The sequence below is a fragment of the Stenotrophomonas sp. YJH_SMC_94-11 genome, assembly GCF_059370435.1.
Genome location: NZ_JCAFTR010000007.1, coordinates 49,627 through 74,107 on the forward strand (window position 1 = coordinate 49,627; position 24,481 = coordinate 74,107).

Annotated in this window: 21 protein-coding genes; 12 read left to right on the top strand and 9 right to left on the bottom strand. The window is 67.2% G+C overall.

Going from position 1 to position 24,481, the window contains the following annotated elements:
• Window position 1 precedes the first annotated feature (1 nt).
• From AC5P74_RS13260 to yeiP, 4 genes are all read left to right on the top strand, one after another.
• Window positions 2-403, top strand: coding sequence for a VOC family protein (locus tag AC5P74_RS13260; RefSeq protein WP_171956886.1), 402 nt, complete (start codon window positions 2-4; stop codon window positions 401-403).
• Window positions 400-1,296, top strand: coding sequence for a hydroxymethylglutaryl-CoA lyase (locus AC5P74_RS13265; RefSeq protein ID WP_346607834.1), 897 nt, complete (start codon window positions 400-402; stop codon window positions 1,294-1,296). The genes AC5P74_RS13260 and AC5P74_RS13265 overlap by 4 nt, the downstream gene beginning before the upstream one ends.
• Window positions 1,297-1,396: 100 nt before the next feature.
• Window positions 1,397-2,167: an SDR family oxidoreductase gene (locus AC5P74_RS13270; RefSeq protein ID WP_329842615.1), complete on the top strand. Its 771-nt coding sequence runs from the start codon at window positions 1,397-1,399 to the stop codon at window positions 2,165-2,167.
• A 49-nt stretch (window positions 2,168-2,216) separates the two neighbouring features.
• A complete protein-coding gene (gene yeiP, locus AC5P74_RS13275; RefSeq protein ID WP_005409468.1) occupies window positions 2,217-2,783 on the top strand; it encodes an elongation factor P-like protein YeiP in 567 nt (188 codons plus the stop codon).
• Between the two features lie 162 nt (window positions 2,784-2,945).
• On the opposite strand, the gene AC5P74_RS13280 is transcribed toward yeiP, so the two are convergent.
• The 4 genes from AC5P74_RS13280 to AC5P74_RS13295 form a co-directional block, all read right to left on the bottom strand.
• Window positions 2,946-3,638 carry a COG3650 family protein gene (locus AC5P74_RS13280; protein WP_070489786.1) on the bottom strand — a complete coding sequence of 231 codons (693 nt, stop codon included), beginning with the start codon at window positions 3,636-3,638 and terminating at the stop codon, window positions 2,946-2,948.
• Window positions 3,639-3,721: 83 nt separating this feature from the next.
• Entirely contained in the window at window positions 3,722-4,114 is a 393-nt protein-coding gene (locus tag AC5P74_RS13285; RefSeq protein WP_346607835.1) for a nuclear transport factor 2 family protein, read from the bottom strand.
• Window positions 4,095-7,244 (bottom strand): multidrug efflux RND transporter permease subunit, encoded by a 3,150-nt coding sequence (locus AC5P74_RS13290; RefSeq protein ID WP_171956884.1) that lies wholly within the window; start codon window positions 7,242-7,244, stop codon window positions 4,095-4,097. Before AC5P74_RS13290 ends, AC5P74_RS13285 begins: the two co-directional genes overlap by 20 nt.
• Window positions 7,245-7,280: 36 nt before the next feature.
• Complete coding sequence (locus AC5P74_RS13295; RefSeq protein ID WP_053500004.1) at window positions 7,281-8,429, bottom strand: efflux RND transporter periplasmic adaptor subunit; 1,149 nt, start codon at window positions 8,427-8,429, stop codon at window positions 7,281-7,283.
• Window positions 8,430-8,558: 129 nt separating this feature from the next.
• Between AC5P74_RS13295 and AC5P74_RS13300 the strand changes: the two genes are divergently transcribed.
• Both AC5P74_RS13300 and AC5P74_RS13305 read left to right on the top strand, forming a co-directional pair.
• Window positions 8,559-9,275, top strand: a complete 717-nt coding sequence (locus AC5P74_RS13300; RefSeq protein ID WP_005416361.1) for a response regulator — start codon at window positions 8,559-8,561, stop codon at window positions 9,273-9,275.
• Window positions 9,275-10,351 carry an ATP-binding protein gene (locus tag AC5P74_RS13305; RefSeq protein WP_005416360.1) on the top strand — a complete coding sequence of 359 codons (1,077 nt, stop codon included), beginning with the start codon at window positions 9,275-9,277 and terminating at the stop codon, window positions 10,349-10,351. Before AC5P74_RS13300 ends, AC5P74_RS13305 begins: the two co-directional genes overlap by 1 nt.
• Here AC5P74_RS13305 and AC5P74_RS13310 read toward each other — a convergent pair.
• From AC5P74_RS13310 to AC5P74_RS13320, 3 genes are all read right to left on the bottom strand, one after another.
• Entirely contained in the window at window positions 10,329-12,167 is a 1,839-nt protein-coding gene (locus AC5P74_RS13310; RefSeq protein ID WP_428986921.1) for a DUF7844 domain-containing protein, read from the bottom strand. The genes AC5P74_RS13305 and AC5P74_RS13310 overlap by 23 nt on opposite strands.
• Window positions 12,168-12,237: 70 nt before the next feature.
• Window positions 12,238-12,537 (bottom strand): DUF2388 domain-containing protein, encoded by a 300-nt coding sequence (locus tag AC5P74_RS13315; RefSeq protein ID WP_005416358.1) that lies wholly within the window; start codon window positions 12,535-12,537, stop codon window positions 12,238-12,240.
• 62 nt (window positions 12,538-12,599) lie between these two features.
• Complete coding sequence (locus tag AC5P74_RS13320; protein ID WP_346607837.1) at window positions 12,600-13,988, bottom strand: FAD-binding oxidoreductase; 1,389 nt, start codon at window positions 13,986-13,988, stop codon at window positions 12,600-12,602.
• Window positions 13,989-14,157: 169 nt separating this feature from the next.
• Here AC5P74_RS13320 and serA point away from each other — a divergent pair, with 169 nt between their 5' ends.
• A complete protein-coding gene (gene serA, locus AC5P74_RS13325) occupies window positions 14,158-15,399 on the top strand; it encodes a phosphoglycerate dehydrogenase (RefSeq protein WP_005416356.1) in 1,242 nt (413 codons plus the stop codon).
• 68 nt (window positions 15,400-15,467) lie between these two features.
• On the opposite strand, the gene AC5P74_RS13330 is transcribed toward serA, so the two are convergent.
• On the bottom strand, window positions 15,468-16,082 hold the full coding sequence (locus tag AC5P74_RS13330; protein WP_080375108.1) for an NUDIX hydrolase: 615 nt from the start codon (window positions 16,080-16,082) through the stop codon (window positions 15,468-15,470).
• Window positions 16,083-16,214: 132 nt separating this feature from the next.
• On the opposite strand from AC5P74_RS13330, the gene AC5P74_RS13335 reads away from it, so the two are divergent.
• The 5 genes from AC5P74_RS13335 (at window position 16,215) to mtnC (ending at window position 21,736) form a co-directional block, all read left to right on the top strand.
• The gene (locus AC5P74_RS13335; RefSeq protein ID WP_005416354.1) at window positions 16,215-17,690 is read left to right on the top strand and encodes an amino acid permease; all 1,476 of its coding nucleotides are present in this window, start codon (window positions 16,215-16,217) and stop codon (window positions 17,688-17,690) included.
• Window positions 17,691-17,772: 82 nt separating this feature from the next.
• On the top strand, window positions 17,773-19,200 hold the full coding sequence (locus AC5P74_RS13340; protein ID WP_053500013.1) for an amino acid permease: 1,428 nt from the start codon (window positions 17,773-17,775) through the stop codon (window positions 19,198-19,200).
• A gap of 545 nt (window positions 19,201-19,745) precedes the next feature.
• On the top strand, window positions 19,746-20,387 hold the full coding sequence (locus AC5P74_RS13345) for a methylthioribulose 1-phosphate dehydratase (protein WP_005416352.1): 642 nt from the start codon (window positions 19,746-19,748) through the stop codon (window positions 20,385-20,387).
• 92 nt (window positions 20,388-20,479) lie between these two features.
• The gene (locus AC5P74_RS13350; protein ID WP_053500751.1) at window positions 20,480-21,037 is read left to right on the top strand and encodes a 1,2-dihydroxy-3-keto-5-methylthiopentene dioxygenase; all 558 of its coding nucleotides are present in this window, start codon (window positions 20,480-20,482) and stop codon (window positions 21,035-21,037) included.
• A 3-nt stretch (window positions 21,038-21,040) separates the two neighbouring features.
• On the top strand, window positions 21,041-21,736 hold the full coding sequence (gene mtnC / locus AC5P74_RS13355) for an acireductone synthase (RefSeq protein ID WP_053500748.1): 696 nt from the start codon (window positions 21,041-21,043) through the stop codon (window positions 21,734-21,736).
• Between the two features lie 81 nt (window positions 21,737-21,817).
• Here the strand turns inward: mtnC and AC5P74_RS13360 are convergent, their stop codons facing one another.
• Window positions 21,818-24,436, bottom strand: a complete 2,619-nt coding sequence (locus AC5P74_RS13360; protein ID WP_346608160.1) for a beta-mannosidase — start codon at window positions 24,434-24,436, stop codon at window positions 21,818-21,820.
• Window positions 24,437-24,481 lie beyond the last annotated feature (45 nt).

Consider the following 24,481-nt stretch of genomic DNA (forward strand, 5'->3'; position numbering starts at 1 on the left):
CATGCTCGATCATCTTGGTTTGACCAGCGCCGACCTGGCGCGCAGCAGGACCTTCTTCCTGCAGGCACTGGCGCCGCTGCAGATCGACGTGGTGATGGAAGTGAGCGCCGAAGAAACCGGTGACCACGACCACATCGGCTTCGGCAGCGACGGCAAGCCGTTCTTCTGGCTCGGCAATGGCGGCACCACCAGTCACGGCGTGCACGTGGCCTTTGCCTGCACCAGCCGCGCGCAGGTGGACGCCTTCCACGCCGCCGCCCTCGCCGCCGGTGGCCGCGACAACGGCGCCCCGGGCCTGCGCCCGTGGTACCACCCGGATTACTACGCCGCCTTCGTGCTCGACCCGGACGGCAACAACATCGAAGCGGTCTGCCACCGTCCGTCCGATGGGGCAGCCGCATGAGCGATTACGTCCGCATCGTCGAGGTCGGCCCGCGTGATGGGCTGCAGAACGAAAAGCAGTCGGTGTCCACCGCCGACAAGATCGAACTGATCAACCGCTTGTCGGCCACCGGCCTGCGCAGCATCGAGGCGACCAGTTTCGTCAGCCCGAAGTGGATCCCGCAACTGGCCGACGCCGCCGAGGTCTATGCCGGCATCCAGCGCCGGCCGGGCGTGCACTACCCGGTACTGGTGCCGAACGAACAGGGCTACGACCGCGCCCGTGCGGTGGGCGTGGAGGAAGTGGCGGTGTTCACCGCCGCCTCCGAGGCGTTCAACCGTACCAATACCAATGCCGGCATCGACGAATCGCTGGCCCGGTTCGAGCCGATCCTGCGCCGCGCCGCCGCCGATGGCGTGCGCGTGCGCGGCTATGTCTCCACCGTACTCGGCTGCCCCTACCAGGGCGAGGTGCCACTGGCCGACGTGGTGCGGGTGGCGCGCGCCCTGCACCAGATGGGTTGTTACGAAATCTCACTGGGCGACACCATCGGCGTCGGCACCCCGCGCAAGGCTCGGGCGATGCTGCAGGCGGTTGCCGCCGAGATTCCGATGACGGCACTGGCCGTGCACTTCCACGACACCTACGGCCAGGCCATCGCCAACATCGCCACCTGCCTGGAAGAAGGCGTGCGCGTGGTCGACAGCGCGATCTCCGGCGCCGGTGGCTGCCCGTATGCCAAGGGCGCCAGCGGCAACGTCGCCAGCGAGGATGTGGTCTATCTGCTGCAGGGCCTGGGCCTGGACAGCGGCGTGGACCTGCCGGCACTGGCCGAGACCGGCCGCTGGCTGGCCGGCCTGCTCGGTCGCGCCACCGCCAGCCGCACCGGGCAGGCGCTGGCCGCCGCCAGCTGACCGCTGCACTGCGCCGCCCTGCACCGGCGGCGCAGTGCACAACGGCGGCGGTCACCGCTTCCGTTAGAATCGGCGGTTCTCGAACCTGCAGGACCGTTCAATGCAGCTGTCTTCCGTACGTGCCGTGATCACTGGCGGCGTCTCCGGCCTCGGCCTGGCCGTGGCCCAGCACCTCGTCGCCCAGGGCGGCAAGGTGGCCCTGTTCGACCTCAACGACGCCAAGGGCGCCGCCGCCATTGCCGGGCTGGGTGCCGACAAGGCCCGCTATTTCAACGTCAACGTCAGCGATGAAGCGGCCGTCTCGGCAGCCATCGACCAGGCCCACGATTTCCTCGGCGGCCTGAACGTGGCGATGAACTGTGCCGGCATCCTCGGCGCCGGCCGCGTGCTGGGCAAAGAAGGCCCGATGCCGCTGGCCGGCTTCCAGGGCACGGTGATGGTCAACCTGGTCGGCAGCTTCAACGTGGCCAAGGCCGCGGCCAACCGCATGCAGCACAACGAGGCCGGCACCGACGGCGAGCGCGGCGTCATCATCAACACCGCCAGCATCGCTGCCTATGAAGGCCAGATCGGCCAGGCCGCCTATGCCGCCAGCAAGGGCGGCGTGGTGTCGATGACGCTGCCGATGGCACGCGAACTGTCCCGCTTCGGCATCCGCGTCAATACGATTGCTCCCGGCGTGTTCTGGACGCCGATGGTGGACGGCATGCCCGAAGCCGTGCAGCAGTCGCTGGCCGCCTCGATTCCGTTCCCGTCGCGCCTGGGCAAGCCGGAAGACTTCGCCAGCCTGGTCGGCTTCATCCTTGGCAATACCTACCTCAACGGCGAGACCATCCGCCTGGACGGCGCTACCCGCCTCGCTCCGAAGTGATTCCCCACGGGCGCCGGGACGGCGCCCTCCCCCAACGACCTAGATCACCATGAAAGCCAACGACATCAAGAAGGGCAACGTCGTCGAGTACAACAACGGCGTGTACCAGATCCGCGACATCGAGCGCAGCTCGCCGCAGGGTCGCGGCGGCAACGTCCGCTTCCGCTTCATCATGTACAGCGTGCCGGGCGGCAACAAGCTCGACGCCAGCTTCGATGCCGACGACAACCTGGTCGAGGTCGAACTGCTGCGCCGCCAGTCCACCTATTCGTACAAGGACGGCGATGCCTTCGTGTTCCTGGATGACGAGGACTACACCCCGTACACCCTGGATGCGGACGTGATCGGCGATGACGCCGGTTACATCACCGACGGCCTGACCGGCATCTACGTGCAGGTGATCGACGAGCAGCCGGTGGCGATCCAGCTGCCGGCCTCCGTGGTGCTGGAAGTGATCGAGACGCCGCCGGAACTGAAGGGTGGCACCGCCACCAAGCGCCCGAAGCCGGCCAAGCTCAACACCGGCATCGAGATCATGGTGCCGGAGTACATCGTCAACGGCGAGCGCGTGCTGGTGAACACCGCCACCGGCGAATTCGCCGGCCGTGCCGACTAAGCACCCTGCGCCGATCGCCTGCCGATCGCTGCCTGCGGCAAGTTCGCCGCAGGCAGCAAGCAGCGCATCGCTGACAGTAGTTGTGTAGAGCCGAGCCCGTGCTCGGCTGCGGTGGGTTGGACAGGTACTGCAGCCGAGCGTGGGCTCGGCTCTACAGGTAACTTACGGCTGCTTCGCGCCGAAATTGCCGCAGCCGTGGTACTGGCGGGTACCGACGGTCAGCATCACCTTCGCCTCGAACGCCTCCCCGCTCATATCGTCCTGGCAGGTAGTGCGCTGGAAACTCAGCTTGACGTCGGTACCATCGGACGCCTTGCCGCTCCAGCCGTCGGCACCCTTGGTTGGCTTGGCCACGTCAAAGCGGCGCTCGCCATAGTCAACTTCCACCTGCAGGCCCGGCATATCGCCATCGACGACTGCAAGCCATCCGGGTTCATTGCCGGTGGCACGGAACGCGGCATTGCCGGCGCTGCCATCGCCTTCGGTGGCTTCCACCGCATGGCACTCGCGATCCGGCTCGCCCTTCAGGCTCAGCAGGCCATCATTGCTGCCCTTGGTCCAGAAGCTGTTGCCGAGGCCATCGCTGTACTTGGCGCCGGATGCCGCGCGCTCGGAAGTCATGGCGAAGCTACGCTCGCCGATCACCAGCGTGGCAGCATCCTCGCCATTGAAGGTCGCGCCCACACTCAGATCACCACACTGGTAGGCGGTCTCGCTGCCACCTTCCGTGTTGGCGCTCGGCTGCAGCGTGGCAGGCGGGGCGTCATTGCTGCCCGCCGCGGGTGCCTGGGCCGGTTGGCACGCGGCCAGGACCAACCCCAGGGAGGCTGCCAACAGACTGGGAACTACACGCATGGCTCGACTCCTTGTCGACACTACAGGAATGCTCGACCCTACCACCTCGCGGTGAGCGGGGCCTGAAAACGGCCTGACCGCACTCATGCGGCCAGCACCGCCATCGACAGCAGCTGCGCGCCACTGCCGCCGGAACTGCAGGTCCAGACCCGCAACAGGCGCAACTTCACTTCGCGCTCCAAGCCCTGCCGCCACACCGACATCCGCACGTCGCTGGACAGCAACGCCAGACGGCCACACAGCAGCGTTTCCACCGCGTGCAGCTGCAGGCTTCGTACCTGCAGGTCTCCGGCCAACCAATCACCCAGCCACGGCAGATCGAGCATGCGGCCACCGTGGCCGTCCATCATGAACAAGGCTGGCGATACCAGCGCGTTCAACGCATCGTGATTGTTCTCCAGCAGCGCTGCGCACAGGCGCTGTTCCAGCGCCATCAACTGCTGCTCATGCAGATCTTCAACGATGTTCCGTTCCATCCACGGTTCCTCCCGGCATCGGCCGGCGCCTGCGCAGGCGCTGCGCGATCCACTGCCGCGCGCCCTGCACCACTACATAGAAGACCGGCACGAAGAACACCGCCAGCACGGTCGCACTGACCATGCCGCCGAACACACCGGTTCCAATCGCCTGCTGGGTTTCCTTCGACGCGCCCTGCGCCAGCATCAGTGGCACCACGCCCAGCGCGAACGCCAGCGAGGTCATCACGATCGGACGCAGGCGCAGCCGCGCCGCCTCCAGCGCTGCTTCAACCAGGCCGCGCCCCTGCTGCTGCAGCTGCCGCGCGAATTCGACGATGAGGATCGCGTTCTTCGCCGACAGCCCGATCACGGTGATCATGCCGACCTTGAAGAACACGTCGTTGGGCATGCCGCGCAACAGCACCGCGGCGACCGCGCCAAGCAGGCCCAGGGGCACCACCAGCAGCACCGCCAACGGAATCGACCAGCTCTCGTACAGCGCGGCAAGCACCAGGAACACCACCAGCATCGACAACAGCAGCAGCCACGGCGCCTGCGCCCCCGACTCACGCTCCTGCAGCGACTGGCTGGTCCATTGCAGGGCGAAGCCGGACGGCAGCTTTTCGGCCAACCGCTCCATCTCCGCCATGGCCTGGCCGGTCGACACGCCAGAGGCCGGGGCGCCGGACAGGTTCAGCGCCGGGAAACCAAGATAGCGTTGCAGCTGCAACGGCGCCTCGGTCCAGTGCGGGGTGACCAGCTCGGACAACGCCACCATGCCGCCCTCGCTGTTGCGCACGTACAGCTTCAGCACGTCTTCCAGCTCCATCCGGTGCGGCGCATCGGCCTGCAGGATCACCTGCTGCAGCCGTCCCTTGTTGGGGAAGTCGTTGACGTACTGCGAGCCCATGGCCGCCGACAGCGTGCTGCTGATGTGCTCGAAGCCCACGCCCATCGCCTCGGCCTTGGCGCGGTCGATCTCCAGCCGCACGCTGGTGCCGGCTGGCAGGCCATCGGCATGCACCTCCGACAGCAACGGGCTGGCTTCGGCCAGCTTCAGCAGCTGCTGCAGGGCTGCGCGCAGTTCGGCCTGGCCCTGCCCGGTACGCGCCTGCAGGGCCAGCGAGAAGCCGGAGGAACGACCCAGGCTGTCGATGGCCGGCGGCATCACGCTCATCACCTCACCCTCGGCAACTGTGGCCATCGCCTGCTGTGCGGCCTCCACCTCACCGGCCGCGGTTGCGCCTGCGCGCTCACCCCAGTCCTTCAGCATGGTGTAGGTCAGCGCCGCACTCGGGCCGGAACCGGAAAAGCTGTAGCCGAGGATCGACTGGTTGGAGCCGATGCCCGGACGCGAGGCCACGTGCCGTTCATAGGCTTCGACAACGGCCAGCGTACGCTCGGCCGTCGCCTCGGCCGGCAGCTGGATCGAGGTCATGAAATAGCCCTGGTCTTCTTCCGGCAGGAATGCACCCGGCAGCCAGTGCAGGCCCAGCAGCAACGCCGCCACCAGCGCGGCGAACACGCCCATCACCCGCCCGCTCCGCTGCAGCACCGACGCCACACCACGCTGGTAACGCCCGGTCATCCGCTCGAAACCCCGGTTGAAGGCGCCGAACAGCCCACCGCGACCGTGATGGCCGTGGGTGGCCTGGCGCAGCAGGGTCGCGCACAGCGCCGGCGTCAGGCTCAGGGCCAGCAGCGCAGAGAACAGGATCGACACCGCCATCGCCACGGTGAACTGGCGGTAGATCGCGCCCACCGAACCGCTGGCCAGCGCCATCGGGATGAACACCGCAGTCAGCACCAGGGTGATGCCGATCACTGCGCCTGTCAGTTCACGCATCGCCTTGATGGTGGCCTCGCGCGGCGGCAGGCCCTCCTCGGCCATGATCCGTTCCACGCCCTCGACCACCACGATCGCGTCGTCGACGATGATGCCGATGGCCAGCACCATGCCGAACATGGTCAGCACGTTGATCGAGAAGCCCAGCGCCAGCATCACCGCGAACGTACCCAGCAGCGCGATCGGTGCGACCAACGCCGGGATCAGCGTGTAACGCCAGTTCTGCAGGAACAGGTACATCACCGCGAACACCAGCAGCATCGCCTCCAGCAGGGTCTGCACCACCTTCTGGATCGAGATCTTGACGAACGGCGCGGTGTCGAACGGGATGCTCGCTTCCACCCCGCGCGGCAGCAGGGGCGCCAGCTCAGCCATGCGCTCACGCACCGCCGCAGCGGTACGCACCGCGTTCGCGCCCGGCCGCAGCTGCACGCCGGCGGCGGTGGCTGGATGGCCGTCCTCGCGGGTGCCCCAGGCATAGCTCTGCGCGCCCAGCTCGACGCGGGCGACATCACCCAGCACCACCCGTGAACCGTCGGCGCCGGCACGCAGTACGATCGCCGCGAACTGTTCCGGCGTGGACAACTGGCCGTCGGCACTGAGCGGCACGGTGATGCGCTGGCCTGGAACACCCGGCGAATCACCAATGCGTCCTGGCGAAATCTCCAGATTCTGCTGCTCGATCGCGGCTGCCACATCGCCCATGGTCAGGCCGTAGCCGGTCAACCGGGTCGGGTCCAGCCACACGCGCATCGCCTGCTCGGCACCGAACAACTGCACGCGGCCGACGCCATCGATACGGCGCAGCTCTTCGATGATGTTGCGCGCCATGAAATCGCCCAGCGCGGCCTCGCTGACGCTGGCATCGGGCGAACGCAGGCCGACCAGCATCAGGAAGCCGGAATCAGCGGCCTCCACGAACAGGCCGTTCTGGCGCACGCTGCGCGGCAGCCGTGGTTCGATCGCCTTGATCCGGTTCTGCACGTCCACCTGCGCCAGCTCCGGATTGGTGCCGGGCTTGAAGGTGGCAGTGATCGACGCTTCGCCGGACGTGTCCACCGACGACTCGAAGTACAGCAGGTGCTTGACGCTGGACAGCTCGCGCTCGATCAGGCCAACCACGGCATCATTCAGCGTCTGCGGGCTGGCACCCGGGTAGCTGGCATAGATGCTGACGCTGGGCGGGGCGACTGCTGGATAGCGCTCCACCGCCAGCCGCGGGATCGCCAGCACGCCGGCCAGGATGATGAAGATCGCCAGCACCCAGGCGAACACCGGGCGATCGATGAAGAAACGTGCCATGTTGGATTTTCCTGGAGGGGCCGGCCGGGAACAGGCTCAGCCCTTGCTGCCGGCCTGTACTGCACCGGCGCTGGCAACCGGCATCTGCCAGTCGCGCGCATCGACCACCACGCCTTCCTGCAGGCGCTCCTGACCCTCGACCACCACTTTCTCGCCGGCCTTCAAGCCCGTGCGCACCAGCCACTGGCGATCGACACTACCGTCCACTTCCAGCGTGCGGATCACCGCCTTGCCGTCGGCGCCGATCACCCAGGCATAGGCCTGGCCACCGGCGCTGCGCAGCACCGCCTGCTGTGGCACGGTCAATGCACTGGCGGGCGCGCCACGTGGCACCCTCGCGCGCACGTACATGCCCGGCAGCAGCTGCCGCTGCGGGTTGTCAACCAGGATGCGCAGGATCACGTCACCCGTCCGCGCATCGACATTGATGCCGGAGAACAACAGCTGCCCGCGCTCTGGCAGCGGCTTGCCGGCCGCACCGATGATCGTCACCGGCAGCTCGCCATCACCGGCGGCACTGCGCTGCAGCGACTCCAGCTGCGCCGCCGGTTGGCGCACATCAACGTAGACCTGGTCGATCTGCTGCACCACCGCCATCGGCTCGGCATCAGCCACGCCGACCAGCGCACCTTCGGTCACCAGCGCCTGGTCGATACGGCCGGCAATGGGTGCACTGACCGTCGCGTAACGCAGATCGAGCTGGCGACGGGACAGGATCGCGCGCGCTTCGTTCACTGCGGCACGGGCCTGCTCGTATTCGGCGCTGGCATCGTCGCGATGCTGTTGGCTGACCGCCTGTGCGGCGGCCAGCGCATGCAGGCGCTGCGATTGCACGCGGCTGCGGCCCAGCGCGGCCTCACTGCGCTGCAAGGCAGCCAGTGCCGAATCGACGTCGGCCCGGAACGCGGCCGGGTCGATCTGGAACAGGGCCTGGCCGGCGCTCACTTCGGCCCCCTGGTCGAACAGCCGGCGCTGCACGATGCCGCCCACCTGCGCACGGATCTGCGCGGTGCGCACGGCGGCCACGCGGCCGGGCAGTTCGTCGTCACGCTGCACCACCTGTGGGCCGACGGTGATCACGCTGACACGCGGTGCGGCTTCGGGAGTGGCTTCGGGGGTTGAGCAGGCCGTCATGGCCAGGGCGAGGGCCGCGATCAACGCGACCGGAGTCCTGAAGGTTCTCATTGCTGTGCACAATGCCGCGCAGGCGGCGGATAGGTTCTGAAGCGCGCAGTGTGCGTGGCAATGATGGGGTTTCGATGGAGGAACTGTGGAGATACGATGGAGGCAAGCACCTTACGGCCCCGCCCCTGCATGCATGCCTCCCCCGCCCTCGCCGCCCTCGTCCTGATCGTCGAGGATGAGGCCGAGATCGCCGATATTCTCAGCGCCTACCTGGAACGCGAAGGACTGCGCACGCTGCGCGCGGCCGATGGCCATAGCGCACTGGACCTGCATCGCAGCGCCCGCCCCGACCTGGTCCTGCTCGATGTACAGCTGCCACGCCTGGATGGCTGGAGCGTGCTGACCCAGTTGCGCCAGCGTGGTGAGACGCCGGTGATCATGCTGACCGCGCTGGACCAGGACCTCGACAAGCTGACCGCGCTGCGCATGGGTGCCGACGACTACGTGGTCAAGCCGTTCAACCCGGCCGAGGTAGCGGCGCGCGTGCGCGCGGTGCTGCGGCGTACGCTGCGCGCCTCGCGCGTGGACGCGCCCACTGCGCTGCGCGTCGGCCCGCTGCTGATCGACTCGGCCACCCACGCCGTGCACGTGGAGGGCGAAGGCTACAGTCACGAAGTGCTGCTCACGCTCACCGAGTTCAAGCTGCTGCACTGCATGGCGCTGGCACCGACCCGCATCTTCAGCCGCAGCGAGCTGATGCACGAATGCCTGCCGGAAAGCGAAGCGCTGGAGCGCACTGTCGACAGCCATGTCAGCAAGCTGCGCCGCAAGCTGGACGAAGTGGGCATGGTCAATGTTCCGGCCAGTGTGCGCGGCGTCGGCTACCGGTTGATGGCTGACCGCTGATGGCCCGACTGCGCCGTTCCGGGCTCAGCCGCCACATCATCGTCTCGATGTCGCTGATGGTGATCGGCGTCATCGTGATGATGATCCTGTCGTCGTGGCTGCTGTACGCGGTGCTGGTCGAGTTCTTCCCCGGAAGTACCGAAGAGCCGGAAAGCTGGTTGCCGACCGGGCCGGAGCTTGCATGGATGGTGGGCGTGATCCTGACCGGCCTGGCGCTGGCCATCGCCGCCTCGTTCCGCCTCGCCCACCGCATCCTGTCGCCGTTGAATTCGCTGGTGGACAGCGTGCGTGCCCTCGCCAGCGGTGACCTCGGGGCCCGCGCCAGCGTCGAGGAGAATTCGCCGGGCGAAGTGGCGACCCTGGTTGAAGACTTCAATGCGATGGCGCGCCGCCTGCAGCACATGGAGAGCGAGCGCGCGATGTGGCATGCGGCCATCGCACATGAGCTGCGTACTCCGGTGACGATCCTGCGCGGCCGCCTGCAGGGACTGGCCGAGGGCGTGTTCCATCCGGACGAGTCGCAGTTCCGCAGCCTGCTCGCCCAGGTCGAAGGGCTGTCCCGCCTGATTGAAGATCTGCGCGTACTGAGCCTGTCCGACAACGCACGGCTGGACGTGCGTCGCGCACGCACCGACGTGGTGGCCGAGGTGCATTCGGTGATGACGCTGGTCGACCCGCAGTTCCGCGCTGCGGGCTTCGTGCTGGAGCTGGAAACCAGCCGCGAGGAACACAACGCGCACTGTGATCCCACGCGCCTGCGCCAGGCGCTGCTGGCGCTGCTGGAAAACGCCCGTCGCTATGCCAGCCCAGGCAAGGTGCGGATCGCTGTCCATGACACGCCGGGACATGTGCAGGTGGCCATCGAGGATGAAGGCCCGGGCATTGATCCGGGACTGCATGCCGACATCTTCACTCCGTTCATGCGCGCCGACGGCTCACGTTCGCGCCAGGGCGGTGGCAGCGGGCTCGGCCTGGCGGTGGTCAAGGCCATCGCCGATGCACATGGCGGCCATGCCTACTGCACGCCCGGCAGCTGCGGCGGCAGCCGTTTCGTCATCGAACTGCCGCGCCAGTAGCCGGACCAGCGGCCTGCGTGCGCAGGTGTGCCCCCAGCGCGGCCAGATTGGCGTCGATCGCATCCATTTCCTCACGCTGCCGCGCCGGCAACTGCTGGCGAAGCTGCACACGCAATGCCTGCCATGCCGGTACCGCCTGCGCACTGGCAGTGGTCACGGCCGCAGACAGCAGTACCTGCTCGTCGCCCAGAGGCAACCCATAGCCGCCGTCCTGCAGCAGCGTCCCTGGGCGCAACCACTGCCCACTCTGCGCCAGCAGGCCGCGCAGGCTGCGGGTTTCCGCGCTGTCCGCAGCAGCCAGCAGCTGCCGCTTGAGCACATCGCGTGCCCGCAGCTCGGCACGCCGCTGTGCGGCCTGTTCCAGCAACAGCAGGCCGGCACTGGCGCGCAGGTCGCCCTTCAGCAGCCACGGTGCCCGTTGTTCCGCCGGCAGCTTCAACCAGCCGCGCACATCGCGGGCGGGCAGGCTCAGCTGGGTCGCCGCCACTGTGAACAACTGCTGGTAGTGGTCGCGCGCGGAAGCGAAGTAATAGCCCTGTGCCTGCGCGGCGTTGCGGTCCGTGAGTACCCGCTCGTCAAGCATGCCCAGCCGCGCCAGCCGGCGCTTGAGACCGCGCGGACTCAGCTGGGCCAGCCCGGCCTCGCCCAGCTGCGGCACTCCGGCCTGCAGCAGCTTGGCGGTCTCCACCGCACAGTTGTTGCTGACGAAGTAATAGCGCCCGTCATAGCTCCAGTGCACCTGGGCGGTGCGCTCGAGCAGGCTGGCGATCTCATCGCGCTGCAGCCGCAATGGCAGCGACTGCAGGCCGCGCAGTTCGACCTTGGTGTACTCGTCCACCACCTGCTGCAGCGGCAGCACGAACAGCCGCGACGGGTAGCCGCCGGTCAAGCCGCGCCAGTTGGATATCTGCACGTCGCCCACGAACGCGCGGAAGGACAGCACGCGGTGGTGTTCAAGATCCAGCCTGCAGTCCGGCCCCGGTGCGCGCCCGGGCCTGCAGATCACCAATCGCAGCATGCTGTGGCCCCAGCGGCTCATTGGCTGCGCGCTGCCTTCGGCGAACAGGTAATCCACGGCGTAGACACGCGCGGGGTCGAGCTGCAGCAGCGATGCCGCCCCCTCTTCCGATTCGGCCTGCAGCAAGGGCAACGCGGTCGCGCAGTGCGACTGCGGCAGCGATGGCAGGGTTCCGAAATGGGCCTGGTACCACCGCGCCAGTGCCGGGCGCCGGCAGGCGAACTCGCTGTCGAGCACGAAATGCTCGGCGTTCACTGCCAGGTACTCGGCCGGGTCCTTCAGTTCATACGCATCGGGGCTGCGGTCACGGAAGTCGTTGTCGCCACGGCCGAGATGCCAGGGCTTGCGCTGCCAACCCGCGAGGTCACGCCATCGCATGCTCTGCGACCAGTTCGCACCGCCACGGTCGGCGACGTGCGTCAGTTCGTGTACCAGCGCGCTGCGGCGTGCGCGGCGCGCGCCGGGCACGGCATCATCCAGCAGCTCGCGACGCAGGGCGATGCGCCCGGCGAAAGCGCGGCCGTGCACATCGGCCGGCAGGTCATCGCGCCAACGCACCTGGACCTGTGCAGGCAATGCGCGGAGCAGGCCATCAGGCAGCAGTGCCTGCACGTCGGCCAGGGTCTGCGTCGCCACCTGCTGCTGTGCAGGGCTCAACCCTGCCGGGTCCAGCTGCAGGCGATCAGCTGCGTGCGCGACGTGGGCGACCAGCAGTAGAGCCACGCCATGCGTGGCTGCGTTCCACCGGCCAAGCCTCTGTAGAGCCGAGCCATGCTCGGCTACTGTTGCGATCCGCATGCGCCAGTCCTTCAGCCGCGCATGGCTCGGCGCTACAGAAAGCGATGACGCCGAGGTCATGCAGCCCGGATCAGCGGGCCAGCAGCGCGCGGGCCAGTTCCAGGTCGCTCTGCAGCTGTGCGGTGGCGCTCTGCTCACGCAGGTGGACCAGCGCGGCCTGCAGGCGGGCGCCACGGATCTGGCCGTCGCTGGCAACGAACGCAGCGGCATCGTCGCGCGCGGCCAGCACCACCTTGTCATCACCCGAGCTGCTGCCCGAGGAGCCGGAGGAAGCGCCGGTGGCCGAACCGGCCGAGGTGCCGGCGAAGCTGGAAGCGAAGCCGGCCAGCGGCAGGGACAGCAGGGCGAGCAGCAGAAGCTTACGGGTCATCGGTTCGAAGCCGGTTGTGAGGATGCGTGGAGCGTAACGGGTGCGTGAAGGATTTGCCCGGCTCAGGCGTCGAACAGCTTGCCGGGATTCAGCCGCGCTTGGGGATCGAACGCGCGTTTGACCGCCTTCATCAGCGCGATTTCGGCCGGGCCGCGGGTGCTGTCCAGGTAGCCCTTCTTGACCAGGCCGATGCCATGCTCGGCCGAGATGCTGCCATCGAAACGCGCCAGCACCTGCGCCAGCAGCTTGGTGACGTGCTCGCACTGCGCCACGAAATCGGCGTCACTGGTATCGTCGGGCTTGAGCACGTTGATGTGCAGGTTGCCGTCGCCGATGTGGCCGAACCAGACCACGTCGAAGTGCGGGTAGGCTTGCCCGATCAGTGCCTGGGTCTCTGCCAGGAACGCCGGCATCGCCGAGATCCGTACCGAGACGTCGTTCTTGTAGGGTTTGTAGCGCGCCAGCGATTCGGTGATGCCTTCGCGCAGGCGCCACAGCTGGGCGGCCTGGGCGTCGCTGGCACTGATCACCCCGTCGCTGACCCAGCCGTTGCCCATGCAGTCCTCGAAGGCCGCCATCGCCGCCGCTTCCTGCGCTTCGTCGTTGGCGGCGAACTCGGTGACCACGTAGTACGGGTGCACCTCGTCGAACGGCGCCTGCGCACCGTGCGCCAGCACATGGTCCAGCGCGCGGTCGGTGAAGAACTCGAAGGCCTGCAGCTGCAGGCGCGCGCGGAACGCGGCGAACACCTGCATCAGCACTTCGAAGCTGGGTACTGCCAGAAGCATCACGTTGCTGGCCGGCGGCGGGTCGGTCAGCTTCACGGTGGCTTCGACGATCACGCCCAGCGTGCCCTCCGAACCGATCAACAGCTGGCGGAAGTCATAGCCGCTGGAGTTCTTGATCAGGCCCTTGTTGAGCTCGAGCAGTTCGCCACTGGCGGTGACCACCTTCAGCCCGGCGATCCACTCGCGGGTGTTGCCGTAGCGGATCACGCGGATGCCGCCGGCATTGGTGGCAATGTTGCCGCCGATCGTGCACGAGCCTCGCGCGGCGAAATCCACCGGGTAGATCAGGCCGTGGTCCAGCGCGGCGTTGTGCACGGCCTCCAGCGGCATGCCGGCCTGCACCACCAGGGTGCGATCGACCGCGTCGTAGTCCAGCGCCCTGTTCATCCTCTCCAGGCTGAGCACCAGCTCGCCGTTGGCCGCCACCGCGCCACCCGAGAGGCCGGTGCGGCCGCCCGACGGCACCACCGCCACGCCCTCGGCGGCACTCCAGCGCATCACCGCCTGTACCTCCTCGACCGTGGCCGGCAGTGCGATCGCCAGCGGCGCCGGCGTCCAGCGCCGGGTCCAGTCGCGCCCGTAATGCTCCAGGTCGGCCGGGTCGGTCTTCAGCTTCAGGCCGGGACAGGCCTGCTGCAGCGAGGCAATGCGGGAATCGGTCATGACGGTCCAGCGCGGGGCGTGAAGAACGGGCAAGCGTGCCAGCGGCACGCGCCAGCGTCCAGCCCTGCAGACAGGCAGATAGCTACGGATGCAACCAATTGCGCACTGCACCATGAGCGCCGTGATCTGGCATAGTGGTTGGCCCCTGTCCCACTGGCCGTGTTGCCCCATGTCGCCGAAGAAGACCTCGTTCCCGAAGCAGGATATCCGCGTGCTGTTGCTGGAGGGGGTCAGCCAGACCGCCGTGGAGGTGTTCAGCGCCGCCGGCTACAGCCAGATCGAGGCACACACCAAGGCACTGCCCGAGGACGAATTGAAGGCGCGCATCGCCGAGGCACATATTGTCGGCATCCGTTCGCGCACCCAGCTCAGCGCCGAGGTGCTGGCCGAGGCGAAGCGCCTGATCGCGGTGGGCTGCTTCTGCATCGGCACCAACCAGGTCGACCTGGATGCGGCCGAGCTGGCCGGCATCCCGGTGTTCAATGCGCCCTATTCCAATACCCGCAGCGTGGCCGAGCTGGTGATCGCCGAGGCGATCATGCTGACCCGCGGCATCCCGCAGAAGAACGCCGAATGTCATCGCGGCGGCTGGTCGAAGTCGGCCAGCGGCAGCCATGAAGTGCGTGGCAAGACGCTGGGCATCATCGGTTATGGCCACATCGGCACCCAGGTCGGCGTGCTGGCCGAATCGCTGGGCATGCAGGTGATCTTCCACGACGTGGAAACCAAGCTGGCGCTGGGCAATGCGCGTGCCGCGGCCAGCCTGGACGACCTGCTGGCGCGCGCCGACATCGTCACCCTGCACGTGCCGGAGACGCCGGCCACGCAGTGGATGATCGGCAGCACCGAGCTGGCGAAGATGCGCAAGGGTGCGCACCTGATCAACGCCGCGCGCGGCACCGTGGTCGACATCGATGCGCTGGATGCCGCACTGGCCAGCGGCCACGTCGGCGGTGCCGCGCTGGACGTGTTCCCGGTCGAACCGAAGGGCAACGGCGATATCTTCGAGTCGCCGCTGACCCGCCACGACAACGTGATCCTGACCCCGCACGTAGGCGGCAGCACGCTGGAAGCGCAGGACAACATCGGCGTGGAAGTGGCAGCCAAGCTGGTGCGCTACAGCGACAACGGCAGCACCCTGTCGGCGGTCAACTTCCCGGAAGTGACCCTGCCCGAACACGAAGACAGCCTGCGCCTGCTGCACATCCACCAGAACGTGCCGGGCGTGCTGTCCAGGGTCAACGAGATCTTCTCGCGCCACAACGTCAACATCGACGGCCAGTTCCTGCGCACCGACCCGAAGGTGGGCTACGTGGTGATCGACATCACCGCCAGCGAGGCACAGGCCGCCGCCGTGCGCGACGAGCTGGCCGCGATTCCGGGCACGCTGCGGACGCGCATCCTGTACTAGGTAAAAAGGGGACGGAGGGGATTAAGTCGCTTATGCATTAACGACTTAATCCCCTCCGTCCCCTTTTTTCAACGTGCCAGCCAGCGGCGCGCCATGCGCTGCATGGATTCATCCGATTCGGGGTCGGCCGCGACTTCCGTCACCGGCCGCCAGGCCAGGTCCAGCGATTCCTCGCTGAGCACGAAGGCCTCGCCACCCAGCGCCCGGATCACGAAACGCACGTCGTAGTGCCAGTGCCCCGGCACGTCCTTGCGCTCCGGAATCCAATGCTTGTCGATGTCGAAGATGGCCGGGTCTTCCAGTACCAGGCCGCTCAGCCCGGACTCCTCCTCGGCTTCCTTCAGCGCCACCTGCGCCAGATCACGGTCGCCGTCGGCGTGACCGCCCAGCTGCAGCCAGCGCTGCAGCTTTCGGTGATGGGTGAGCAGCAGGCGCTGGCCGTCGGCACTGACCAGCCAGCAGCTGGCGGTGAAATGCCCGGCCAGCCGTTCGCGACGGAACGGATCTTCTGGATCGTCCAGCAATGTGCCGAATTCGGCAGCCAGTGCGTCGTGGGCGGGCTCGCGGCGGGCATAGTCCCGCAACAGGCCGCGCAGGCGATCATCAAGCACGGCAAGGGTTTCGGCGGTCTGGCGCATGAATGGGGGCGGTTCGGAAAAATACTGCTCATTATCGCCGTTCATTGTTGCGATTGCGCTTGTGCGTTGGCTTCAGCTTTGGCTAAGGTACAGCGGGCCGTTCGCACGGCCTTCACCATTCAAGGTTGCCGGCAACGTATCGGCGGCCCACCCCATCCGATCATTAGGAAGTACTGCATGCTGAAAGCTCTGTTGAGGGTCAAGCCGGTCCAGCCGGCCGGGCACGTCGATGCCGGCGAACCCATCGAAGGCAGCCTGGACGGCGAAGCCACGTTGAAACGGACCCTCACGGCTAAACACCTCATCCTGCTGGGCGTGGGTGCGGTGATCGGCGCTGGTATCTTCGTGCTGACCGGCCAGGCCGCGGCCAACCACGCCGGCCCGGCGGTAATGCTGTCGTTTGTGCTGGCCGGTTTCGCCTGTGCCCTGGCGGGCCTGTGCTACGCCGAGTTCGCGGCGATGATGCCGGTCTCCGGCAGTGCCTACTCCTACTCCTACGCCACCCTCGGCGAGGGCATGGCCTGGTTCATCGGCTGGTGCCTGGTGCTGGAGTACCTGTTCGCCTCGGCGTCGGTCGCGGTGGGTTGGTCGGCCTACCTGATCAGCTTCATCACCACCACGCTGCACATGCCCTTCCCGGACCTGCTCAGCGCCGCGCCCATCGCCTGGACCGGCAGCGAGTTCGTCTCTTCCGGCAAGCTGTTCAACCTGCCGGCGGTGCTGATCGTGGCGGCGGTGTCCGGCCTGCTGTACGTGGGCGTGACCCAGTCGGCGTTCGTCAACGCCATCATCGTGGCGATCAAGGTCACCGTCATCTGCCTGTTCATCGGCATCGGCGCGGCCCACATCGATCCGGCCAACTGGCAGCCCTTCATTCCGGAAAACACCGGCGTGCCGGGTGAGTTCGGCTGGAGCGGCATCTTCCGCGCGGCCACCATCGTGTTCTTCGCCTACATCGGCTTCGACGCGGTTTCCACCGCCGCCGGCGAAACCAAGGATCCCCAGCGCAACATGCCGATCGGCCTGCTCGGCTCGCTGGCCGTGTGCACCATCGTCTACATCATCGTCTGCGCGGTGCTGACCGGCATGATGCCGTACCACCTGCTGGGCACCGACAAGCCGGTGGCCACCGCGCTGGAGCCGTACCCGACCCTGTCCTGGCTGAAGACCCTGGTCGAGATCGGCGCCATCGCCGGCCTGTCCTCGGTGGTGCTGGTGATGATGATGGGCCAGACCCGCATCGCCTACACCATTTCCCGCGACGGCCTGCTGCCGAAGTTCTTCGGCAAGGTCCACGCTCGTTTCCGCACCCCCTATTGGGCCACGATCGTGGTCGGCGTGATCGCCGCCGCACTGGCCGGCCTGGTGCCGCTGAACGTGCTGGGCGAACTGGTGTCGATGGGCACCCTGTTGGCCTTCGCCACGGTCTGCATCGGCGTGCTGGTGCTGCGCTATACCAAGCCGGAGATCCACCGCCCGTTCCGCGTGCCGGCGGTGTGGATCATCTGCCCGCTTGGCGCTGCGGCCTGCCTGTTCCTGTTCTGGCAGGCGTTCGTGGTGCACTGGCACCTGTTCGTCGGCTGGACCGTGCTGGGCATGCTGATCTATCTCGGCTATGGCATGCGCAACAGCAAGCTGGCCAAGTCACCCTGATCCGCCTACGGGCCGGCCCTGTGCCGGCCCGTCCGTTTTCCCCGCGCGCCAGACACGGCGCGCTTCGACAAGACCACCAGACATGTTCAAGCAACTGTGGGCCACCAAGCACCCGCATGCCGCCCATGAAGACGCCAACGGCCTGAGCCTGCGCCGCCACCTCGGCCCTTGGGGCCTGACCGCCCTCGGCATCGGTGCCGTGATCGGCGGCGGCATCTTCGTCATCACCGGTCAGGCCGCCGCCAATCACGCCGGCCCCGCGATCATGCTGTCGTTCGTGCTGGCCGCCATCTGCTGCGCCTTCTGCGCGCTGGCCTACGCCGAGTTCGCCTCGATGGTGCCGGTTTCCGGCAGCGCCTATACCTATACCTACGCCACCTTCGGCGAACTGTCGGCCTGGTTCATCGGCTGGATGCTGGTGCTCGAATACGGCGTCTCTGCGTCGGCGGTGGCGGTCAGCTGGACCGGCTACTTCCTCAGCCTGCTCAGCCAGTTCGACATCCATCTGCCAGCGGCGCTGGTCAGTGCACCACTGGACGCACAGCTGCGTCCCACCGGTGCTATCGCCAACCTGCCGGCCGCTGCGCTGGTACTGCTGCTGACCTGGCTGTGCTACGTCGGCATCAGCAAGTCATCGGCAATGAACATGGCGATGGTCGTGCTCAAGACCGGCCTCATCCTGCTGGTCATCGTGGTCGGCTGGAAGTACGTGGACACCAGCAACTGGACGCCGTTCATCCCCGCCAACGAAGGCCCCGGCAAGTACGGTATGGAAGGCGTGCTGCGTGGCGCGGCGATGGTGTTCTTCGCCTACATCGGCTTCGAGGCGGTCTCGGTGGCGGCGCAGGAATCCAAGAACCCGCAGCGCGACATGCCGATCGGCATGATGCTGTCGCTGGTGGTCTGCACCGTGCTCTACATCGCGATGGCCGCGGTGATGACCGGCCTGGTGCCGTTCCAGCTGCTGGGCACCGACGAACCGGTGGTGACCGCGGTGGCCGCGCATCCGCAGCTGGGTTGGCTGCGCTGGGTGGTCGAGGTCGGCGCGCTGGTCGGACTGTCCTCGGTGGTACTGGTGATGATCATCGGCCAGCCGCGCATCTTCATGATCATGGGGCGCGACGGCCTGCTGCCGCCGGTGTTCACCAGGATCCACCCGAAGTACCGCACCCCGCACATCAACACGGTGATCACCGGCATCGGCATCGCGCTGCTGGCGGCGCTGTTCCCACTGGACATCCTTGGCGAGCTGACCTCGATGGGCACGCTGATCGCGTTCGCGGCGGTGTGTGCCGGCGTGCTGATCCTGCGCCGCACCCAGCCGGACCTGCCGCGCCCGTTCCGCATGCCGATGGCCTGGCTGATCTGCAGCCTGGGCGTGCTGAGTTGCCTTGCCCTGCTGTCGGCGATGACGATGCACAACTGGATGCTGATGGGCGTCTGGACCTTCGTCGGTTTCGTGATCTATTTCTGCTACGGCTTCAGGCACAGCCGGCTGCGGGGCAAGTAAGGTTTTGCATTGCAGGGCCTGCGGCCCTGCACCCGCCTTTGAAGCCGGAGCAACGGCAAGAGCGGGACTGTGGGTTTGGCGGGGAGGCATGGGTTCGCGGGGGACGCCGCAAGTACGTCCATGTAGCCTTGGCAGCCGCATCCATGCGGCTGACACCCCCGCGAACCCATGCCTCCCCGCCCCTGACAGTCTCCCGGCGCGTCCGGTAGATCCACGCCATGCGTGGATGAAGCGTTCCCGGAAGCGAATGTATCGGGACGAATTTCCTGTAGAGCCGAGCCATGCTCGGCTGCGAGCAAGCGCAGCGCCGCGACCCGCTTTTCGCTCTTCCTCCGTCACTCCGTGGCCGACCGCAAGGAACTGTCGGCGGCGGGGCGGGTGGGCCGTGCAGGGGCGTTGGCGCCATGGATGGCGCCATCGAGCTTACAGGGACGTACTTGCAGCGCCCCCTGCACGGCCCACCCGCCCCGCCAACCCCATGAACCGCTCTACACGACCAGCCACGAGGGGCTCAGCCGTTGGCCGAATCCAGTAAAATCGCCGGCATGAACGCCCCCACCTTCCCCTACGACACCGCGCGCCTGAGCGAACTGGCCCAGCTGCTGATCGACAATGTCCGCGAACTGGCCCACGCCGGCTGGACCCCGGCCACCAGCAGCAACTTCTCCCACCGCCTGGACGATCGCCACGCCGCGATCACGGTGTCCGGCAAGGACAAGGGCCGCCTGATCGAGGACGACATCATGGTGGTGGACTTCGACGGCCAGGCCGTCGGCCGTCCGCTGCGCCCGTCCGCCGAGACCCTGCTGCACACCCAGTTGTACCGCCGCTTCCCGGACGTCGGCTGCGTGCTGCATACGCACTCGCCGGTGCAGACCATCGCCTCGCGCCTGTACGCGCCGCAGGGTCATGTCCGCCTGGAAGGCTACGAGCTGTTGAAGGCCTTCGCCGGCAACAGTACCCATGAAATGGCCATCGATGTGCCGGTATTCGCCAACACCCAGGACATGAACGTGCTGTCGAAGCAGGTCGATGACCTGCTCGACCGGCAGAACCTATGGGGCTACCTGATCGACGGCCATGGCCTGTATGCCTGGGGCCGCGACATGGCCGAGGCACGCCGCCACCTGGAAGCGTTCGAGTTCCTGTTCCACTGCGAGCTGGAACTGCGCAGGCTGCGCGGCTGAACCCGCACGCAGGTGCAGATGCCGATCCGGAATCTGCACCTCATGCCCACCCTGCTACCCTGTCTTCCCCCCGAGACGTTCAAGCTGCCGCCATGAGCCGACTGCGCATCTACGACGACACCCGCCCCGAATCGCCGCTGCTGGACACCCAGGACGGCGCGGTCATTGCTGCCGAGCTGCGGAAGATCGGCGTCACCTTCGAGCGCTGGCAGGCCACCGCGCCGGTCGCACCGGGCGCCAGCCAGGAGGAAGTGTTCGCCGCGTACCGCGCCGACATCGACCGCCTGGTGGCAGAGCGCGGTTTCAAGAGCGTGGACGTGGCCTCGATCGCCCCGGACAACCCGAACCGCGCCGAGCTGCGCAAGAAGTTCCTCGACGAGCACTTCCACAAGGAAGACGAGGTGCGCTTTTTCGTCGCCGGCTCCGGCCTGTTCACCCTGCACGTGGGTGACAAGGTCTATGAGATCGAGTGCGTGAAGGACGACCTGATCGCCGTGCCCGATGGCACCACCCACTGGTTCGACATGGGCGAGGAACCCAGCTTCGTGGCGATCCGCTTCTTCACCGAGCCCGACGGCTGGGTCGGCCATTTCACCGGCACCGACATCGCGCAGAAGTTCCCTCGTTACGTACCCACCCAGGCGTCCTGATCCATGCAAGCCCGCGTCATCCTGACCGACATCGAAGGCACCACCAGCAGCATCTCGTTCGTCAAGAACGTGCTGTTCCCCTATGCGCGCAAGGCGTTGCCCGCGTTCGTCGCCGAACATGGCCAGCAACCGGAGGTCCGTCGCTGGCTGGACGCGGTCGCCACCGAGATCGGCGGTGCCTGCCAGGACAGCCTGGTGGCCGAGACGCTGCAGGGCTGGATCGACCAGGACCGCAAGCACACCGCATTGAAGGCGCTGCAGGGGCTGATCTGGGACGAAGGCTACCGCCGTGGCGACTACACCGCGCACTTCTACCCGGAAGTGGCGCCGGTGCTGAAGGGCTGGCACGCTTCCGGCCTGCCGCTGTACGTGTACTCCTCCGGTTCGGTGCCGGCGCAGAAGCTGTTCTTCGGTTTCAGCGACGCCGGCGACCTCAGCCCGCTGGTGTCGGGCTGGTTCGATACCGAAGTCGGCGGCAAGCGCGAGGCCGACAGCTACCGCCGCATCGTGCAGGCCATCGGCGTACCGGCCGGCGAGATCCTGTTCCTGTCCGATGTGGTGGAAGAACTGGATGCCGCCCGCGAAGCCGGGTTGCAGACCCGCCTGATCGATCGCCTGGATGATTACCCGATGCCGCGTACCGGCCAGGCCGCCAACGGCCACGAACGGGTCGAGAATTTCCAGCAGATCCAGCTGTAAGCAAAATGGTAGGTGCCAACCTTGGTTGGCATGCTGCTGGTGTGCCAACCAAGGTTGGCACCTACCAAAGCGGGAAACCCCTCAACGGTCGTTGAGGGTCTTCACCTTCAGCGCTTCGCGCAGGGTAACCAGATCCACCGGGCCGCGCACCGCGATATCACGTGTTTCGCCCGGCAGCAGGTCCAGCAGGTTGTCTTCGACCTGCACATCCAGCGCGCCGAAGTCGATCCACGCCGCGCGCACGTACGCCGCGCTTTCCAGCCGCAGACGATAGTGGTCCCCTTCAATGGACAACGTGGCCTTGAGTTTCTGCCGCGGCAACAGCTGGTCCTTGGCCTCAACGAAACCGACCACCTGCCGCGCGCTCACGTCGCCGTGCTGCAGCAACTCGAACACCGCCACCGTACGCGTCGGGTCGGCACCGGCCAGCAGCTCTGCATCGCTGAAATCGCCCATCGAGGTGACACCCGCCGCCACCAACGTCACCGTTTCCTCGCGACGACGCAGCACCTTCCCCTCCACGTCCATCACCCGCAGACGCCAGCGCGCTTCCAGTGAGGCGCCATCATTGATCAGGCGCACCCGCGTGCTGCCCTCGTCGCGCAGTGCCGCCACCGTCACTGGCGCGAAGAAACGCCGCGCGGCGAAGTGCAGCGCCTTCCAACGGCCGAAATAGTCCACGCTGGACCACGAGGCACCGGGCCAGACATCGTTGAGCTGCCAGTACAGCGAACCCATCGTGTATGGCCGCGAGGCGCGATGATGCAGCGCCGCCAGTGCGATGCCATCGGCCTGCATCACTTGGCTGAGATAGACGAAGTCCTCGAAGTCCTTCGGCGTGCCGTAACCCAGTTCGATGTAGTGCAGCAGACGGCTGTTGCCCTCGCCGGCCATGAATTTCTGGTGCGCGCGGATCACCGGGCTGTCGATGCGCTGTTCGGCGCGGGTGGCGATCTGGTCCACTGTCGCCACCGACGGCCACGCCTGCAGCCCGTACTCGGACATGAAGCGCGGCGTCTCGCGCAGGTAGGCCTGCACCGGCAACGCCGGATTACCCCAGACCTGCCAGTAGTGCTTGTCGCCACGCGTTGAATCGTTGGCCTTCTCGTCAAGGTCGTTGCTCGGTGAGCTGGACCAGTACGGCACGCCCAGCCCCTCCTCGCCCACTACCTGGCGCAGGTCGTTGCCGAACAGGTCGACGTAGCCCTGCCAGACCTTCGCCGCAAATGCCGGGTTGGCCGCCTTCAGGTCGCGGCCGTGGCCCCAGTCCTTCCAGGCGGTTTCTTCCTCGTTGTTGCCACACCACAGCACGATGCTGGGGTGATGGCGCAGACGGCGCACGTTGTCGCGTGCTTCGGCCACCACGTTGGCACGAAACGCCGGATCGTAGCCCGGCTGCATGCCGCCGCCGAACATGAAGTCCTGCCAGACCAGCAGGCCCAGTTCGTCGGCGATGTCGAAGAACGCGTCGTCCTCGTAGTAGCCGCCGCCCCAGTTGCGCAGCATGTTCATGTTGGCGTCGCGCGCGGCCGTCAGCACTTGGCGCAGGCGTGCGGCATCGACGCGAGCGGGAAAGGCATCGAACGGAATGACGTTGGCGCCCTTGGCGAAGATCTCCACGCCGTTGATGACGAAGGCAAAGCCCTGCCCGCCCTTGCGGTCTTCCTCGCGGCGCAGTTCGACCGTGCGCAGCCCGATGCGCTGCTCGCGCGCCAGCTCCGGCGTGCCACCTTGGTCCAGGCGGGCCTGCACCGTGTAGCGGTCCTGCGCGCCGTGGCCGACTGGCCACCAGCGCCTTGGATCGGCCAGTTCAACCGGAACCTCGATGCTGTTCTGGCCGGGCTTCAGCAGCACCGTGCGCTGCACCTGGGCCACGTTGCGGCCCTGCGGATCGCGCACATCCACATTCACCACGGCCGAGCCCGCCGCCGCGCCCTGCTCCACTTGCAGCAGCACGGCCAGCTTCGCCTGCTCCGCGCTCAATGCATCTGTACGCACCGCAAGATCGGTCAGGCGGTGAGCCTCCCAGGCCTGCAGGTCAACCCCGCGCCAGACGCCGGCGGTGACATAGCGAGGCCCCCAGTCCCAGCCAAAGTGGTAGGCCGGCTTGCGCGCGAAGTTGCCGACCATCGCGCCCTTCGGCTCATCGCCATACGGCGACGGGTAGTTGCCAGCGATCTTGTGCGGCATTGCCTGCACGCCCGGCAGCAGGGTGCGGATAGGCGAACGGAACACGATCTGCAGTTCATTGTCCCTGGCCCGCAGGCGCCCATTCACGCGCGCGCGCCAGGTCCGGTGCGCGTTGTCCGCGCGCAGCAGCGGCTTGCCGTTGAGGCTGACGTCGGCGTAGGTATCCAGACCGTCGAAGCGCAGCTCGGCATTGGGCTTGGCCAGCGTCGCCGCATCCACGTCGAAGCGGGCGCGGTACTCCCAGGCGGCCAGGCCGATCCATTGCAGTTCGGCCTCTGGTGCGCCGACATACGGATCACGGATCAGTTCGTGAGCCAGCAGGTCGGTGTGCACGCTGCCCGGCACCGTCGCCGCCCGCCATTGCTGCAGACCTGGATGAGCGGCGCCCTGCGCGTCGCCGGGCAGCATACGGAACTCCCACTGTGCCTGCAGCGGCGTGGCAGCGACCGGGAAGGCGGACGCCGCGATCAGCAGCAGGAGCAGGCGGACAACGAGGGGAAGGCGATGCACGGGATGCTCCTGTCTTTCCGCCGGGCATGGTCCGGCGCTACCAAT

Coding starts and splice junctions, on each gene's coding strand:
- AC5P74_RS13305 (WP_005416360.1), top strand. CDS start 9,275: ATGGCCCGACTGCGCCGTTCCGGGCTCAGCCGCCACATCATCGTCTCG.
- AC5P74_RS13310 (WP_428986921.1), bottom strand. CDS start 12,167: ATGCGGATCGCAACAGTAGCCGAGCATGGCTCGGCTCTACAGAGGCTT.
- AC5P74_RS13280 (WP_070489786.1), bottom strand. CDS start 3,638: ATGCGTGTAGTTCCCAGTCTGTTGGCAGCCTCCCTGGGGTTGGTCCTG.
- AC5P74_RS13290 (WP_171956884.1), bottom strand. CDS start 7,244: ATGGCACGTTTCTTCATCGATCGCCCGGTGTTCGCCTGGGTGCTGGCG.
- AC5P74_RS13285 (WP_346607835.1), bottom strand. CDS start 4,114: ATGGAACGGAACATCGTTGAAGATCTGCATGAGCAGCAGTTGATGGCG.
- AC5P74_RS13330 (WP_080375108.1), bottom strand. CDS start 16,082: ATGAACGGCGATAATGAGCAGTATTTTTCCGAACCGCCCCCATTCATG.
- AC5P74_RS13260 (WP_171956886.1), top strand. CDS start 2: ATGCTCGATCATCTTGGTTTGACCAGCGCCGACCTGGCGCGCAGCAGG.
- AC5P74_RS13270 (WP_329842615.1), top strand. CDS start 1,397: ATGCAGCTGTCTTCCGTACGTGCCGTGATCACTGGCGGCGTCTCCGGC.
- AC5P74_RS13315 (WP_005416358.1), bottom strand. CDS start 12,537: ATGACCCGTAAGCTTCTGCTGCTCGCCCTGCTGTCCCTGCCGCTGGCC.
- AC5P74_RS13345 (WP_005416352.1), top strand. CDS start 19,746: ATGAACGCCCCCACCTTCCCCTACGACACCGCGCGCCTGAGCGAACTG.
- mtnC (WP_053500748.1), top strand. CDS start 21,041: ATGCAAGCCCGCGTCATCCTGACCGACATCGAAGGCACCACCAGCAGC.
- serA (WP_005416356.1), top strand. CDS start 14,158: ATGTCGCCGAAGAAGACCTCGTTCCCGAAGCAGGATATCCGCGTGCTG.
- AC5P74_RS13340 (WP_053500013.1), top strand. CDS start 17,773: ATGTTCAAGCAACTGTGGGCCACCAAGCACCCGCATGCCGCCCATGAA.
- AC5P74_RS13295 (WP_053500004.1), bottom strand. CDS start 8,429: ATGAGAACCTTCAGGACTCCGGTCGCGTTGATCGCGGCCCTCGCCCTG.
- AC5P74_RS13320 (WP_346607837.1), bottom strand. CDS start 13,988: ATGACCGATTCCCGCATTGCCTCGCTGCAGCAGGCCTGTCCCGGCCTG.
- AC5P74_RS13335 (WP_005416354.1), top strand. CDS start 16,215: ATGCTGAAAGCTCTGTTGAGGGTCAAGCCGGTCCAGCCGGCCGGGCAC.
- AC5P74_RS13300 (WP_005416361.1), top strand. CDS start 8,559: ATGCATGCCTCCCCCGCCCTCGCCGCCCTCGTCCTGATCGTCGAGGAT.
- AC5P74_RS13265 (WP_346607834.1), top strand. CDS start 400: ATGAGCGATTACGTCCGCATCGTCGAGGTCGGCCCGCGTGATGGGCTG.
- yeiP (WP_005409468.1), top strand. CDS start 2,217: ATGAAAGCCAACGACATCAAGAAGGGCAACGTCGTCGAGTACAACAAC.
- AC5P74_RS13350 (WP_053500751.1), top strand. CDS start 20,480: ATGAGCCGACTGCGCATCTACGACGACACCCGCCCCGAATCGCCGCTG.